This window comes from Paenibacillus gallinarum (genome assembly GCF_014836635.1).
In the GTDB taxonomy this organism is placed as follows: domain Bacteria; phylum Bacillota; class Bacilli; order Paenibacillales; family Paenibacillaceae; genus Paenibacillus; species Paenibacillus gallinarum.
This window is the reverse complement of sequence record NZ_JACSQL010000002.1, coordinates 752,127-767,670: the sequence shown is the minus strand read 5'-3', so window position 1 is coordinate 767,670 and position 15,544 is coordinate 752,127. Positions and strand designations below refer to the sequence as shown.

Annotated in this window: 12 protein-coding genes; all 12 read right to left on the bottom strand. The window is 42.5% G+C overall.

Annotation, left to right across the window (positions count from 1 at the left end):
* Positions 1-58: 58 nt before the first annotated feature.
* The 12 genes from H9647_RS08780 to mutS all read right to left on the bottom strand — a co-directional run bounded on the left by H9647_RS08780 (position 59) and on the right by mutS (position 15,493).
* Positions 59-472 carry a MerR family transcriptional regulator gene (locus H9647_RS08780; protein WP_160032050.1) on the bottom strand — a complete coding sequence of 138 codons (414 nt, stop codon included), beginning with the start codon at positions 470-472 and terminating at the stop codon, positions 59-61.
* A gap of 84 nt (positions 473-556) precedes the next feature.
* The gene (locus H9647_RS08775) at positions 557-1,813 is read right to left on the bottom strand and encodes a methionine gamma-lyase family protein (RefSeq protein WP_191799346.1); all 1,257 of its coding nucleotides are present in this window, start codon (positions 1,811-1,813) and stop codon (positions 557-559) included.
* An 86-nt stretch (positions 1,814-1,899) separates the two neighbouring features.
* The gene (gene hflX, locus H9647_RS08770) at positions 1,900-3,186 is read right to left on the bottom strand and encodes a GTPase HflX (RefSeq protein ID WP_191799345.1); all 1,287 of its coding nucleotides are present in this window, start codon (positions 3,184-3,186) and stop codon (positions 1,900-1,902) included.
* A 52-nt stretch (positions 3,187-3,238) separates the two neighbouring features.
* Positions 3,239-4,225 (bottom strand): AAA family ATPase, encoded by a 987-nt coding sequence (locus H9647_RS08765; protein WP_191799344.1) that lies wholly within the window; start codon positions 4,223-4,225, stop codon positions 3,239-3,241.
* 94 nt (positions 4,226-4,319) lie between these two features.
* Complete coding sequence (locus tag H9647_RS08760; protein WP_191799343.1) at positions 4,320-4,976, bottom strand: YdcF family protein; 657 nt, start codon at positions 4,974-4,976, stop codon at positions 4,320-4,322.
* A 2-nt stretch (positions 4,977-4,978) separates the two neighbouring features.
* Complete coding sequence (locus tag H9647_RS08755) at positions 4,979-5,530, bottom strand: DUF402 domain-containing protein (RefSeq protein WP_191799342.1); 552 nt, start codon at positions 5,528-5,530, stop codon at positions 4,979-4,981.
* 240 nt (positions 5,531-5,770) lie between these two features.
* Positions 5,771-8,440: a transglycosylase domain-containing protein gene (locus tag H9647_RS08750; RefSeq protein WP_191799341.1), complete on the bottom strand. Its 2,670-nt coding sequence runs from the start codon at positions 8,438-8,440 to the stop codon at positions 5,771-5,773.
* Positions 8,441-8,614: 174 nt separating this feature from the next.
* Positions 8,615-8,854: an RNA chaperone Hfq gene (gene hfq / locus H9647_RS08745; RefSeq protein WP_160031946.1), complete on the bottom strand. Its 240-nt coding sequence runs from the start codon at positions 8,852-8,854 to the stop codon at positions 8,615-8,617.
* Between the two features lie 46 nt (positions 8,855-8,900).
* Positions 8,901-9,854: a tRNA (adenosine(37)-N6)-dimethylallyltransferase MiaA gene (gene miaA / locus H9647_RS08740; protein WP_191799340.1), complete on the bottom strand. Its 954-nt coding sequence runs from the start codon at positions 9,852-9,854 to the stop codon at positions 8,901-8,903.
* On the bottom strand, positions 9,838-10,623 hold the full coding sequence (locus H9647_RS08735) for a class I SAM-dependent methyltransferase (RefSeq protein ID WP_191799339.1): 786 nt from the start codon (positions 10,621-10,623) through the stop codon (positions 9,838-9,840). The genes miaA and H9647_RS08735 overlap by 17 nt, the downstream gene beginning before the upstream one ends.
* Before the next feature lie 24 nt (positions 10,624-10,647).
* Positions 10,648-12,693: a DNA mismatch repair endonuclease MutL gene (mutL, locus tag H9647_RS08730; RefSeq protein ID WP_191799338.1), complete on the bottom strand. Its 2,046-nt coding sequence runs from the start codon at positions 12,691-12,693 to the stop codon at positions 10,648-10,650.
* Between the two features lie 37 nt (positions 12,694-12,730).
* Positions 12,731-15,493 carry a DNA mismatch repair protein MutS gene (gene mutS / locus H9647_RS08725; RefSeq protein WP_191799337.1) on the bottom strand — a complete coding sequence of 921 codons (2,763 nt, stop codon included), beginning with the start codon at positions 15,491-15,493 and terminating at the stop codon, positions 12,731-12,733.
* Positions 15,494-15,544 lie beyond the last annotated feature (51 nt).

Genomic DNA, 15,544 nt, shown 5'->3' with positions numbered 1-15,544 from the left:
AAGAAAGTGAACCTGAAGTCCTATTTCAACTTATCACCTAAGTTTCGGCTTAAGAAACTTACTTTTTGTTAAAGAAGCGTGACAACTCACCTTGAATTAAAGAAACCTGCCCTGGACGTTTACCAGCAACCAGCTGTTGCTTAAGCATCCGGTGCAACTGAGAATCCGATAGCTCTCTTCGTTTCACTTCGGTGTCAGGAGTAATAACCGTTGCTTCCTCTGATTCTTTTGTTACCGGGTTCATTACTTGCTTAATCCCCGCAATATTAACCCCTTTTTCAATTAAAGCTTTAATCTCAAGCAATCGTTCTACATCATTAAAAGAGAAAAGACGTTGATTTCCTGATGTACGCGCTGGGACGATTAAATTATGCTGCTCATAATAACGAATTTGCCTTGCAGAAAGATCCGTAAGTTTCATAACGATTCCAATAGGAAATAAGGCCATATTTCTGCGGATTTCATCACCCATGTCGTTCATCTACCTTCCAAGTATACTATATACCATCATTGTACATTTATATGATATGAAGTGTCAATGATATGTAAGGAAAACTCACAGTAAATTACGGTCCTTCATTGTTTGCAGTGCCATAAGAACGCCATATTTCACATGGGAGTAAGTAAGACCGCCTTGCATATATCCTATGTAAGGTTCTCTAATCGGTGCATCTGCTGAAAGTTCAAGGCTTCCACCTTGAATAAAAGTTCCTGCTGCCATGATCACTGGATGCTCATACCCTGGCATGTCCCAAGGTTCTGGTACCACATGACTATCGATTGCCGAAGCTTTCTGAATCCCTTGTACAAAAGCAATAAGATGGTCTGGGCCATCAAAAGAAACAGCCTGAATGAGATCGGTCCGCATCTCATGCCATGCAGGTTTTGTGACAAAACCAACCGCTTCAAACATAGCCGCAGCAAATATACTTCCCTTGATTGCTTGTCCGACCGTGGAAGGAGCTAAATACAAACCTTGATAAATCCCTCTTGTAGTCCCAAGCATGGCTCCAACTTCTCCGCCGATTCCTGGTGCAGTAAGCCGGTATGCAGCAAGCTGAACATACTTTTCTTTTCCGCAAATATAACCACCGGTTTCGGCAATACCACCGCCCGGATTTTTAATCAGAGAACCTGCAATTAGATCAGCGCCTACTTCTGTAGGTTCCTTCTCTTCCGTAAATTCCCCATAACAATTATCAACAAACACAATGACGTCTTCTTTTAACGCCTTCACTTTCTGAACCATCTCTTCAATCTGCGCCACCGTAAAAGATGATCTCCAGTCATAGCCCCTAGAACGCTGAATACCGATCACTTTTGTACGTTCATTGATAGCTTCTTTCACTGCGCTCCAATCAATCAAACCCTCAGCGGTGAGTGCAGTCTCCTGATACGTAATTCCAAAATCATGTAATGAACCTGTGCCATCCCCAGCTTTTCCTATGACTTTATGTAACGTATCATACGGCGTGCCTGTAATATATAGCAGTTCATCTCCTGGACGAAGTACTCCATAAAGCGCGGTAGCAATGGTATGTGTCCCCGAGGCAAAATGCGGCCGCACTAATGCTGCTTCTGCCCCAAAAACTTCAGCATAAACTTCATCCAGCACTTCACGTCCGCGATCATTGTAAGCATACCCAGTGGAACCTGCAAAATGATAATCACTTACTTGCTTCTTCTGAAAAGCTTCAATGACTTTCCACTGATTTTTGTCGATAATACGGTCGACTTCTCTGAGTCTACCTTCAATCTTCTCTTCAATCTCTTGTCCTAAGCGAACAATTTCTTCTGAAAAAACGGCCTTCATGTTCTTCTTCTCTCCTCATGCGTACAAATCTGACATGATATGCACTTTAGTTGTTATATCGTTACCGGTAAAATCACGTCAAATGATTAAACTTCAATAAAATCTTTCAGCAAATATCCGTGCTTCTCATATTCCCCTTGCTGAACTTGTACTTCATATATAACATCACTTTCATCATATTCAGTATTAATTACATCACCCACACGGTAAATAACAGAAGTAATATCTCCTCTTTCTGCAGGTATGCGGAACTTAACCGTATCTCCTGCCAGTTCCTCTTGAATCATCTCGCGAATGCTGAGTAAATCAGCTTCATCAAAGGCACTGATCTTCTTATACCCTTTACCTGATGGCAACATTTGTAGCTGTTCGGGTGTACATGCATCTTTTTTATTAAATAGAACAATCTGCGGTTTATCCGCCGCTCCTAGTTCCTCAAGGATCTTATGAACGACTTTCATCTGATCTTCTCTCATCTCGGATGATGCATCCACTACATGGAGGATAAGATCTGCTTCATTCACTTCTTCAAGCGTAGCGCGGAATGCAGCGACTAAATCATGCGGTAAATTTTGAATAAAACCAACCGTATCAGTTAGAACAATTTCCTTGCCGCTGGGAAGTTCCATCGTACGAGAAGTAGGATCAAGTGTAGCAAACAATTGATTCTCAATGTATACATCTGCTGCAGTCAGCTGCTTTAGTAGGGTTGATTTTCCCGCGTTCGTATAACCAACAAGAGCAACCTGTATAACTCCGCTCTTTTTGCGGCGCTCTCTGTACAGTTTACGATGACGTGTCACTTCTTCCAGTTGACGTTTCAAATCGCTGATTCGATTACGAATATGTCTACGATCTGTTTCAAGCTTGCTTTCCCCCGGTCCACGGGTTCCGATTCCGCCGCCTAGACGTGATAAATTCTTGCCATGACCGGACAAGCGCGGAAGTAAATAAGAGTGCTGTGCGAGTTCAACTTGTATAATTCCTTCTCTTGTATTTGCTCTTTGAGCAAAAATATCAAGGATGAGCTGAGTACGGTCAATGATTTTGAGATCGAGGCTTGATTCCAGGTTCCGTACTTGAGCACCCGAGAGATCCTGATCAAAAATAGCCGTAGTCGCCCCCAGTTCATCCGCAACGAGTCTAAGTTCTTCTACTTTTCCCTTTCCGATAAACCATTTGGTATCCGCTCTTTCCTTATTCTGCGAAATTACACTAAGTACTTCAACCCCTGCTGTCTCTGCCAGTTTAACAAGTTCCTCCAGAGAATATTCTGGGTTAATTCCACTTCGTTTCACTTGATCAGTCACTAGACTGACCAAAATTGCTTTATCTTTTATATCCATATTTGTTTCATGCGTGGTGTTTGCCATCATGTTTGCCCCTTATTTTTCATATCGTTTGCTTGTATCATTGTTTTTTTATTTATTTCGTCTCAAGTTTTAAATCCTCTGTTCGCAAAGTCATCAGCTCTAGCTTTCCCGGGCTTCCTGTCGAATATTGATTTAAGAGCCGGACCGCCTGATGACGAATCGACTTTTCAATAATATTCCGAACATATCTTGCGTTACTGAATGCTTGAGAGGTATCATTCTTTTCATCTAGCAAATGTTGTTTTAATTTGAGTATGGACTGCGGCATTAAAATATAATCCCGTTCTTTCGCCATAAGTTCTGATATTTGGATCAATTGATCAATGGAGTAGTCAGGAAACTCAATCTGAATGGGAAAGCGAGAAGGTAAACCAGGATTGGTCTGCATAAAAAAATCGATTTCCTCTGAGTATCCGGCAAGGATGAGAATAAATTGATTTTTGTGATCTTCCATTGCCTTTACTAATGTATCGATCGCCTCTTTACCAAAATCTTTCTCTCCGCCGCGAGCCAGACTATAGGCTTCATCAATAAATAAAATACCACCAAGTGATTTTTTTACGAGATCCCGCGTTTTTTGAGCTGTATGTCCAATATATTCACCCACAAGATCGGCACGTTCTACCTCAATCAAATGTCCTTTGGTAAGAACGCCCATCTTCTGAAAAAGTTTTGCAACAATCCGTGCTACCGTTGTTTTACCTGTACCCGGATTTCCTTTAAAAACCATGTGGTAGACATGAGAGCCGCTCACAAGACCAGCTTGGGCCCTCATCTGTGCAATTTGCAAAAACGCATAGATTTCAAACACAAAATCTTTTATACTTTCAAGTCCCACAAGTTCGTCTAACTCTTTTTGAATATCCTGATACATAGCGAATTGAGGATTATCCTTGATCTGAGTCTGCGGCGTATCGGCCTCTGCTGCTGAGCCGCCCTGTACACTATACAAATCCGTGTGATTACGAAGTACCACATTAATTTGCCGGGAAGGTCTACCTTCCTGACCCCCTCCAGCTGCCATCGCTCTTCCATTCATCAAACGCTCACCTCTACTCTTCAGGGGCTTAACTTCCTCTACTTAAGGTATTCTAGCGGAGCGAATGTTATTAGAAGTTTTGCGAAGTAGGTTGTTAGAAAGAGAGCACAATTTGATCCATCTTCCACTTGGAATAAGCAAGAGTTTCTCTTATTTGGCTAGGCCAAAATGGCATGGCGACGGATTCAGCTAGTGAAATCATTGGTTTATCATAATCAAGGAAGGCAGCAATTTCAAGCGATCTCATACCATGAAAATCATGAGTAATAATCACCGAAGAACGGAGCCCATATTCATTCATGATACGTTTGCTGTATAGTAAATTCTCGTAAGTACTCGTAGCTTCATTCTCTAAAAGAATATACTTAGGATCTACTCCCTGACGAACAAGGTATTGCTGCATCCCTTCAGCTTCCGTGTATCTATGCTCAGAACTATCAAGCCCTCCGCTCACGATGAAATAAGTAAAAGTCCCTTTTTCATATAACATCAGCGCATGGTCCAATCGTTCCTGCAAACCAGGACTCGGTACATCCCCCCAAAGCGAGGCTCCAAGTACAATTCCGACATCTACCTTTTGTCCACTTATATTCGATTCGCTTGGCGTAAGGATTCTCCACTGGGTATACCCGATCCACAGTAAAAAGAGAACTGCCAACAAGAGGATTGACTTAAAAAATCGCTTTCTAGCTTTCGTGGCGTAGATAACATCTTTTAATCTTTGTCTCTTTCTTATCTTCTCTATCTTCATGTCTACTCCTTAAAGTCACCATTTTCAAATAGATTCGCCCGATCTTCCAGGGACATTTTGAAATAAGGAAAGGAATGAGCATCGATCGTCTGAAGAAGATACTGAGCCGTTCTCGTCGATAGTTCATAATCTGCTGTTGTGATATGGCCTTTCTCCAGTGCATCATCCAGTTCATCTTCGTCCAGTAAAAATACTTCTCCATCTTTGAGGACAATCACATCGAGATATAAATCATCAAACCAAGGTACTCCTTGATCCGTAATCCCCTGATTACGACATGTATCAATGTACCATTCAACAATTTGGTCCTCATCATCAAACATAGCTGTTACAACATAATGTTCATCTTTTGGAAAATACTGAAGCCAAGAGTAACCTTTATCTGCAGTACAAAATGTATATCCACCATACGTCTTCCACAACGGTTCCTTCAAATCATGAATCGTATAAAGGGATAAATAGCCTGTGAATTCTTCGCTCTCCACATATCGGCAAGCAAATTGCCGATTGGTAATTCTTCGCCAATTGGCACGATCTCCGAATTTTCTCTTCATCCTCATCCCTCTTCATTCATTACTCACATCCAAATAGGATGTCTTTCATTTTGATGAAGTAATCCATTCACTACATCCAAGTTCTTAATTCGCACTTTTCGTATCTCAATCAAGAACGATCTACAAGGTATTTACAGCTTACCATATTTAAGATATACACTCAAAGTGGCTTCCGATAGAACAGAAAGAAGCCAGCAGGTTTCATCACCTGCTGGCTTCTTTTGAGTTAAAATCATTCATTTAGGGTGTAGTTTCATCTTGTTTGTTTGTATCTACTTGAGGAGTGGTGGCTCCATTAGTAGAAGGAGGGGTCTCGCTAGCAGGAGGAACCGTTTCCTCTGGAGGGGTTGTTTCATTTTCTCCACCAGATCCGCTGTTTTCACCCCGATCAGGGGTTTCCGTTTCACCGCCGCCACTTACATTTCCTCCATTGTTTCCATTATTATTTCCGTTGCCATTGCCGTTACCATTACCATTTCCTGCGTTAGATCCATTATCAGATCCATTACCGGTACCATTTTCATTGCCATTACCGTTATTTGCACCATTATCGATTCCATTCTGGTCTTCGCCAGAATTTTCATCTTCCTCATCAGGAATGGTTTCTGGCTGCTCTGGCTCTTCTGGTATTACCTCTTCCGCTTCAATAAAGAGGGTAACTGTATTCGACGGAGCAGAGTCTTCTCCATTCTCTGGGTTAATGGCTGTTACATAGTATTCATAGGTGAGTCCAGGTAATGCTCCCGTATCGGTTGCACTTGTGTCTGAGATTCCATCCTGGATACGAGTAAATGAACCTTCTGAAGATTCTTTACGGTATACGCGGTACTTCTCACCTTCCGTTGATGATCCTTTCCAGCTTAGAGATACCGCTTTTTGGTTTACATCATACGAAGCACTCAGACCGCTGACGGATACATCTACTTTCGGTTCTTCTACCGGAGGAGCCTCAGGAGTGTCAGGAATTTCATTCTTTGGTGTAAAGAATTCTTTCCGCTCTACCCCTTCCAGTGCCTTTTCCATAACTGTACTGAAGAAGGTAGCAGCAAGTTTACTGCTGTTTTTCAGCATGTGCTCTGCATCTGGATTATCATACCCCATCCATACGGCTGCGGTATATTCCGGTGTATAACCAACAAACCATACATCACGGTTTGCACTGTTTCCAGGAATACCGCTTTGTGTCGTACCTGTCTTACCAGCCACTGGACGGCTCAGTTTAGCACTTGTACCTGTACCGCTGTTTACTACTTCTTGCATCATTTCAGTCATCTGATAAGCTGTTTCTTCGCTCATCACTTGTTCTTTATCATCTTTATGCTCATAAATCGTTTTGCCATCACTATTTACGATCTTCGTAATTGCATAGGCTTCCTGGTATTGACCGCGATTGGCAAATGCACTGTAGGCTGCAGCCATTTCGAGTGTATTCGTCCCTTTATTCAGACCACCGAGCGCCATCGAAAGGTTACGATCATCTTCCGTCATCGTAATACCAAGTTTTTTAGCAAAGTCGTAGCCAGTACCTACACCAATTTGGTTAAGCAACCAAACTGCAGGGATATTCTCTGATTTTGTAATCGCATCTGCCATTCCAATGGTACTGGAGTATCCGTGTAAGTTCTTCGGACAGTAATTACCAAAACATTGCTGTGCATTACTCAAACTAGAGTTTTTCGTAAACTTCCCTGTTTCTAGGGCTGGTGCATAAGATGCAATCGGTTTAAATGCCGATCCCGGCTGACGATAACTGCTTGTTGCTCGGTTGAAGCCTTGACGCTGATAATCGCGTCCTCCTTGAAGAGCAACGATACTTCCTGTCTCATGATCCATAATGACCATAGAACCTTGGACTTTCTCATCATCAGGACTATCTTCAAACAGATTATCGTTTTTGAAAGCTTCTTCGACTGCTTCCTGAGCCTGCGTACTCATCGCCGTATAAATTTGATATCCGCCAATATTCAAATCATCGGTAGTTTTGCCTGTTACCTCTTCGGCTTCTTTCAGAACATAGTCCACATACGAATCATATTTACGTTCTTCTTTTGGTCTTTCGTATGTGTATTCAACTTCCTTCGCTTCTTCCATCTCTTCCTTCGTGATATATCCTTGATCATACATCAGATCAAGAACTACACCGCGGCGTGCTTTGGAATCAATTGGGTTCCCTGAAGGGTTATAAGCAGACGGCCCTTTTGGAATCGCAGCGAGTGTCGCAACTTCCCATAGTTCCAGTTCATTTAGATCCTCTTTACCAAAATAAAACTGCGAAGCTGCTTTAATTCCATACTCCTGATATCCGAACCACACACGGTTCAGATACATGGTAAGGATCTCGTCTTTGGTATATTTCCGCTCTATGGCTAGTGCGATAGACACTTCTGTAGCTTTACGGAAGAAAGTTTTATCCCGAGTCAAGAATACGTTTTTAGCTAACTGTTGGGAAATTGTACTGCCCCCTTCAACTAATGAACGAGCCATAACGTCCTTTACCGCAGCACGGGCAATGGACCAAAGGTCTACACCCTTGTGTTCATAAAATCTGCGGTCCTCTGTAGCAACAAATGCATCTTTTACGAGTTGCGGAATTTCATCTTCTTCAGCTGGTTCCCAATTTTCTATCGAAAGCTCACTAATCTCGTTTCCTTGTGAGTCATAAACTTTCGATGTTTCGTTCACGGTCATCTTATCCAGATTCGCAGATAGAATGCGTTCTCCACTAACCATAATGAACAAGTATCCAGCCAGTGCAATGAATATGGCAAAAGCTGCTGTGAAAAATAAAGTCCAACCTACGCGTTTACGTGTGATTTTTTTCTTCTTAGATCCGGCTTTCTTATCGCTTGGTTTCTTTTTATTATTCTTATTGTTGCGATTGCCGGATCTGGACAGTGTATCGTTTGACATGATACCTCCCTAACTCCTTTTTGGTACGCATGATGAATGCTACCTTATGTCTTTTTCTTTAGTATTTGTAGAAACATGGAAAAATACCGCAGGAAGTAAAAGAACAACCTTTACAGGTTGCTCCGCCAATTCCTTATCACTATTAACGATTACTTTTTAAGAAAGTTTCATTCTTTATTCTTCATTGTTTCCATTTTGCATTAGTGAAATGTTGCGCTGAGGTGTAAAAGTGGATATGGCATGCTTATAGATCATTTGCTGGCGTCCGTCACTATCGACAACTATCGTATAATTATCAAATGCCTTTACAGTACCTCGAATTTGAAAACCGTTGACTAGAAATATGGTTGCTGGAATGTTTTCTTTCCGCATTTGATTCAAGAACGTATCCTGGATGTTGATGGACTTGGTCATTTAGCCGTACCCCCAATAATTCTATTAGATTGTTTTGAAGATGATGTTACTTCAAATTCAGCTTTTCAGCTATTATATCACGTATCATTGCGAAACTCGTAGAAAAATTTGCAGTATCCGTCATATCCACCCAATGAATATCTTTCATATGTCTGAACCAGGATAGCTGTCGTTTGGCGAATCGACGCGTATCCCTCTTCAGTTCACTTACTGCTGTTTCTAGCGGAACTTCTCCTCGAAGATAAGAAGCAATCTCTTTGTATCCGAGACCTTGCATAGAAATGCAACCTGGTCCTACACCCCGATCTAACAGCGAAGCTACTTCCTGTACTAAACCTTCTTCCATCATCTCATCAATACGGTCTTCAATACGTTTATATAGCATTTGTCTATCCATTGTCAAACCGACGATAAATAGATCATACGGAGATTCCTTTTTTTGTGCCGCAAGCTGATCGGATTGTCTCATGCCTGTCATATGATAAATTTCAAGCGCTCTAATCACACGTCTTACATCATTAGGGTGTAATCGATCGGCACTCGGAGGATCAATTCCTCTTAACTTCTCATGGAGTTTCTCAGGCCCGTGCACATCCGCATAATCAAATTGTTCCTTACGGAAATCTTCATCAGATCCCACTTCCGAGAACTGAAAGTTATAACATACGGATTCCACATAAAGTCCTGTGCCTCCTACGATAAAAGGCAACTTTCCTCTCGCATGAATATCTTCGATCAAATGACGGCAGTTCTCTTGAAATTCTGCTACCGAATAAGGATAGTCGGGTTCATGAATATCAATTAGATGATGAGGAATCCCATTCATTTCTTCTGGTTTAATCTTCGCTGTTCCGATATCCATCTGCCGATATACCTGCATAGAATCACCTGAAATGATCTCGGCGTTAAAAGTTTTGGCTAGTTCTATACTCATTTTTGTCTTTCCCACCGCTGTAGGGCCTACAAGGACAAGCAGCTTGGGCTTATTGCTCATTGTCAAGTTCAATCACTCCGTACACTATTTTCGACCTCGAACGATCGGGTTCACGAAACCCAAGTCTTGTAAATTCGTCGCTTCCGGCTTTTTCTTTCATTACGATCCGCTTTCTTGCGACTCTGCGGGCCTCTATTATACTCTCTATCTGCAGCGCAGCATCATTTGCGAATGGACGAAGCGGCTTTATTCCGCTCGAATCCAGCATCGGCTGACGAAACATAGGATCGAAATAAATAACGTCAACGCTATTGTCTTCCATCTGTTTGAGCAAACTCAGGTGATCACTATGTTTTAGTTCAATCGATCTTAATGCCTCATTTACCTCAGGCTTGCCTGTACGGTAGTACTTCATTCCTTCGAGTAATAATGTGTATAAGGAATGCGAGCTTTCACAAGCAATAACGTGACCGCTTTTTCCAACAGCTACTGCAAAAACCAGGGCATCCGTACCTAATCCGGCTGTGCAATCAAGCACGGTATCTCCTTCCTTGATGTCGCCTGCCGTGAGCATCGGATCACTTTCCCCCCGTAAAATACGCTTCGCTCTGACATACCCCATACTCGGGTGAAAAGAAAGCTCTGGTTCGTTTTGACGGCTAAGACGTGCTCCTTCCTTTACGACCACAACAATCTCATCATCCTTGTACTCTTCTGCAAGCCGGGCTAGAGAAGTTTTATTTCGCGGGACATATAAAGATCCAGTGGCTTCAGCCAGAACCATCGCTCGTTTCACTAGATCCCCATTTTTTGTTTCCCCAGTTGTAATTAACATAATTTCTCCGTTCCTTATTCCAATTTACATAACTCTTTTAAACATTTTTTCTAAATCATACGTTGAAAAGGAAACGACAATGGGTCTTCCATGTGGACATGTGTATGGCTGCTTACACGCAGCGAGTCTTTCAAGCAAGACCTCGGCCTCTTTTTCAGTCAATTTCTGATTTGCCTTAATAGATGCCTTACATGAACACATAATAGAAGATGCTTCCCGCAATTTCGATAAGTCAATGGACCTTTCCGATAACACCCATTCTGCCATTTCTAGAATAATCGATTCTTCACTTCCTTTTGGGAACCAGTAAGGGTAGGAAGTAACACGAAAAGTCTGTCCTCCAAAATGCTCCAGATATACACCCGCTTTCTCAAACCATGGAAGCTTCGTTTTCAGCTGTTCTGTTTCTGAAGGAGTAAACTCCAGGGTGATTGGAAGCAACAGCTCCTGAGACGCTTCTACTGGATTACCAAACTGCTTGTAATAAAACTCATAATTTATTCGTTCATGAGCCGCATGCTGATCAATCAAATAAAGACCGCTATCATTTTGCGCAATCAAATACGTTCCATGATGCTGACCAATCAGAGAAAGTTCTGGAAACTCAGGAAGCTCTGGTCTCTCTGAAGAATGATGATAGGGATCGGCTGGTTTATTGCTTTTGGATGCAGCGATATCACGATAATAATCTTTAAAAGACTTATTGAGCTGAGATTGTTTTATTGGTTGACGCTCATTTCTCACTTCTGAAGAAGCTTCTGAATAATTAAAGGGTGAAAGACTCTCCTGCTTTCCATCCGGCTGAATGTAGTCTTCATCAAGATCATCTTTCAAACCTTTAGAAGGAAGTATCTGATCCTTAGCTCGAACCTGCCCATCATAATGAACCTCTCTCTCTCTCACTTCAGAAGCAGGTAACTCTTTTTCTTCAGAAATAGGTAACTGCTTCGCAAAAGAGCCAGAGAACTGCTTGGTTTCCGCACGATCTTCAATCTTACCTCTTGGAAAATGGAATTGTTCCTGTACAGTTGATGTACTGCCTGGCTTACCAATCGTTTGCTTGACCACCTGCGGTATTAACACTTCTTGCCGCAAGGCAGCATGTACAATCTCCTCTACAAAAGCGTAAAGTTCAGCTTCTTTACTAAATCGCACTTCGAGCTTAGCGGGATGCACGTTCACATCAACCAGCGAGGGATGCATCTCAAGCTGTAGTACGGCCAGCGGGAACCGATTAATAGGCAATAGTGTATGATACGCCTTAAGCAGCGCTTGATTTAGTCCATAGTTTCTAATATATCTTCCGTTTATAATCGTTGATATTCCGTTACGGTTGGCTCTCGTAAAATCGGGCCGACTCACAAATCCGCTAATCTTATAATCCAGGTTTTCCCCGTTTACCGGCAGCATCGTTTTGGCCGCAGAAGTTCCATATATGGCAGCAATCACCTGCACCAAATCTCCGTTCCCAATCGTTTGGAGCAACATATTCCCATTATGTCTTAAGGTAAATGCGATATGGGGATGCGACAATGCCATTCGGTATATCGCATCTGAGATATGACCGAGCTCAGTCTGAATCGTCTTCATATACTTCAGTCTTGCTGGTGTATTATAGAACAGCTCTTCCACCGTAAAATCAGTACCTTGAGAAGCGGTGATATCTTCATGGCGGATTAATTTACCGCCTTCAATTACAATCTCTCTTCCCCGCCCGTCGTCCTTATTCGAGCTGACAAGACGAACTTTAGACACGGCAGCAATACTCGGAAGTGCTTCTCCTCGAAATCCTAAACTCGTAATTTCAAACAGATCTCTGCCATTTTCGATTTTACTTGTTGCGTGACGGTAAAAGGCGGTTTCCATATCATCGGGATCTATGCCGCCGCCGTTATCCGTGACACGAATCGTTTGAAGTCCCCCTTCATATACAGAGACATCAATTCGAGTACTGCCTGCATCGATCGAATTCTCTACAAGCTCCTTTACTACAGAAGCGGGTCTTTCTACCACCTCACCTGCAGCAATCTGGTTTGCAATATGTTCATCCAGGACATGAATTTTAGCCACCTTTTAACCCTCCCTTTACTTCAAACTATATTTTGAATTATAGATCGTTTACTTTCTTTTTTAGTTCATTGACAAACTGCATCGCTTCCAGCGGGGTCATATTCATTAAATCCGCTGTTTTTAGTTTTTTAATAATCTGCTTCACAGCTGGATCTATCTCTGCGTGAGCTGCTTTTTTCTTTGGCTGAATGTCTTCTTCATCAAAAATCGAAAGTTGAACTACTTCTGTATCCTGCGCACTCTCTTCAGCCTTCTCGAATACCTTTGACTCCATAACATATTCATCTGCCTTGAGTCCCTGCATATCGGAACTTAGACCAGAATACGTGTTATCCTCAGAAGCTGCAGCGCTTTGTTCTCTACCAGTAGCAGACTCTACCTGTGCATTCTTCTCATGATCATGCTTGTCCATCGTACCCATCGTCTCATGAATGAGGCCATTTGCTCGCTCGATAATAGAACCAGGCAGACCTGCAAGTCTAGCTACATAAATACCGTAACTGCTGCTCGCAGCCCCCGGGATTAATTTACGCAGAAACTGAACTTCATCTTCTTTCTCCTGGACTGCCATCGAGTAGTTGCGAAGAGAAGATAGACTTTCCTCCAGATGAGACAGCTCATGGAAGTGAGTCGATACAAGCGCCTTACAGCCGATATGATCATGTACATATTCAATCACAGCCTGAGCTATGGCCATCCCTTCACTTGTAGAGGTACCCCGACCAAGCTCATCAATAATAATCAAACTCCGGGGTGTTGCTTTTTCTGTCATGATCTGAATATCTGCCATTTCAACCATGAATGTACTTTGACCTCCAATGAGATCATCACCTGCGCCAATTCTTGTGAAAATCCGGTCCATAATCGGAACTTCTGCCTGCGCAGCAGGTACAAAAGAACCCATTTGCGCCAAAATCGAAATCAGAGCAACCTGCCGCATATAAGTGCTTTTCCCTGCCATATTAGGTCCAGTGATTAGCAAGATACGCGGATCTTCTTGTTCCATCAAGGTATCATTAGCCATAAACGAACCATCTCGCATGACGGATTCTACAACCGGGTGTCTACCTTGCTTAATCTTCATATCAAATGCATCCGTAATAACAGGCTTTACAAAACCTCGTTCGGCACTCACCGTAGCAAGGGATTGATAGACATCAATCTCTGCGACTTGCTCTGCAAGACGCTGAAGTCTTTTTATTTCACCTGCGAGCTTATCCCGAAGTTCAATGAATAAAGAATATTCGAGTCCCATCATTTTTTCCTCGGCTTCAAGAATAAGAGTCTCCTTCTCCTTCAGCTCGGGAGTGATATAACGTTCTGCATTGGCCAGCGTTTGTTTTCGCTCATACCGTCCTTCTGGCAAGGACGCTACGTTTGATTTTGTCACTTCAATATAATAACCGAATACTTTGTTGTATCCGATTTTAAGAGAACGAATGCCTGTAGCTTCACGCTCTCTGGCTTCAAGCTCAGCAATCCATCGTTTCCCGTTCACACTTGCATAACGCAGTTCATCGAGATGTTCATGATATCCTTCTCGAATCATTCCGCCGTCCCGTACGGAAACTGGCGGCTCGTCCACAATCGCTTCCTCGATCAGTTCCTTAAGGTCGGAGCAGTGATCTAAGGAACTTGCAATCTTCTGCAATGTTTCAGATGGAGAGTTCAGGCATAACTCGATTAAAGCAGGAACCCTTGCAAGTGATACTTTGAGTGCATTCATGTCCCGACCGTTCGCATTCCCAAATGCAATCCGTCCGACAAGGCGTTCCAGATCATAGATTTCTTGCAACTGCTCCCGAATATCCTGACGTAAGATAAACTGATGATACAGCTTGTCTACCGCGTCCAGACGCTCTTCAATTTTATTCTTTTGCAAAAGAGGTTTATCAATCCAGCGGCGGAGCATTCTTGCGCCCATAGATGTCTCCGTCTTATCGATGAGAGACAGAAGGGAACCTTTCTTCGACCGATCGCGCACCGTTTCTACAAGTTCTAGATTTCTCCTAGTAAAAGGATCAAGGATCATATAGTTATCAGGTTCATAAGTCGATACTTCTGTAAGCTGACCAAGAGAACGTCTTTGCGTCTCATGAAGATATGAGAATAAAGTTGCCAGACAGTGCTGACGTTCTTCACCGAGTCTAGCCCATACGGTTTCTCCAAACTGCTCAATCACAAGGTCGGCTTTATTCTTTTCATAATCCGTAAAGGTAACCGGACGATTCCCCGTCATCAGTTCACTCTTCACCGTATGGATAAGAGCTGTGTCACCAAGGATTTCTGACGGTTCGTAAATCCCGATTTCATCTTTTAACCACTTCTCCGAATAAAGGGCTGATGTTAAATAGAGTTCGCCCGTAGACAGATCACATGCGGAAATGGCAATCATCCCATTCTTTTGGGTAAGACAGACCATATAGTTATTGCTTTTATCGCCAAGCGTTTTGCCTTCCATGACCGTTCCTGGAGTAATGACACGCACAATTTCCCTGCGGACCATGCCTTTTGTTGTTGCTGCATCTTCCATCTGTTCACAGATGGCCACTTTATATCCTTTTTCAATTAAACGATGAATGTAGTTATCAGCCGAGTGATAAGGCACTCCGCACATCGGTATTTTTTCGCCGCCTCCACCTTCTCGGCCGGTAAGTGTAATTTCTAGTTCTTTCGCGGCAAGTGTTGCATCTTCAAAAAACATTTCATAAAAATCGCCTAAACGAAAAAAAAGAAACGCATCCTGCGCTTGTTCTTTAACTTTCAAATATTGCTGAATCATCGGCGTATATTGTGCCATGATATTTATCCACTCCTGCTACACGTTGTAAAGCTTTCATATCTTTTTTCT

What these genes read in the sequence shown, in the direction of transcription:
- H9647_RS08760 (WP_191799343.1), bottom strand. Translation starts at nt 4,976, where the DNA reads ATGAAGATAGAGAAGATAAGAAAGAGACAAAGATTAAAAGATGTTATC.
- H9647_RS08775 (WP_191799346.1), bottom strand. Translation starts at nt 1,813, where the DNA reads ATGAAGGCCGTTTTTTCAGAAGAAATTGTTCGCTTAGGACAAGAGATT.
- H9647_RS08735 (WP_191799339.1), bottom strand. Translation starts at nt 10,623, where the DNA reads ATGTTAATTACAACTGGGGAAACAAAAAATGGGGATCTAGTGAAACGA.
- mutS (WP_191799337.1), bottom strand. Translation starts at nt 15,493, where the DNA reads ATGGCACAATATACGCCGATGATTCAGCAATATTTGAAAGTTAAAGAA.
- H9647_RS08780 (WP_160032050.1), bottom strand. Translation starts at nt 472, where the DNA reads ATGGGTGATGAAATCCGCAGAAATATGGCCTTATTTCCTATTGGAATC.
- hfq (WP_160031946.1), bottom strand. Translation starts at nt 8,854, where the DNA reads ATGACCAAGTCCATCAACATCCAGGATACGTTCTTGAATCAAATGCGG.
- hflX (WP_191799345.1), bottom strand. Translation starts at nt 3,186, where the DNA reads ATGGCAAACACCACGCATGAAACAAATATGGATATAAAAGATAAAGCA.
- H9647_RS08750 (WP_191799341.1), bottom strand. Translation starts at nt 8,440, where the DNA reads ATGTCAAACGATACACTGTCCAGATCCGGCAATCGCAACAATAAGAAT.
- H9647_RS08765 (WP_191799344.1), bottom strand. Translation starts at nt 4,225, where the DNA reads ATGAATGGAAGAGCGATGGCAGCTGGAGGGGGTCAGGAAGGTAGACCT.
- H9647_RS08755 (WP_191799342.1), bottom strand. Translation starts at nt 5,530, where the DNA reads ATGAAGAGAAAATTCGGAGATCGTGCCAATTGGCGAAGAATTACCAAT.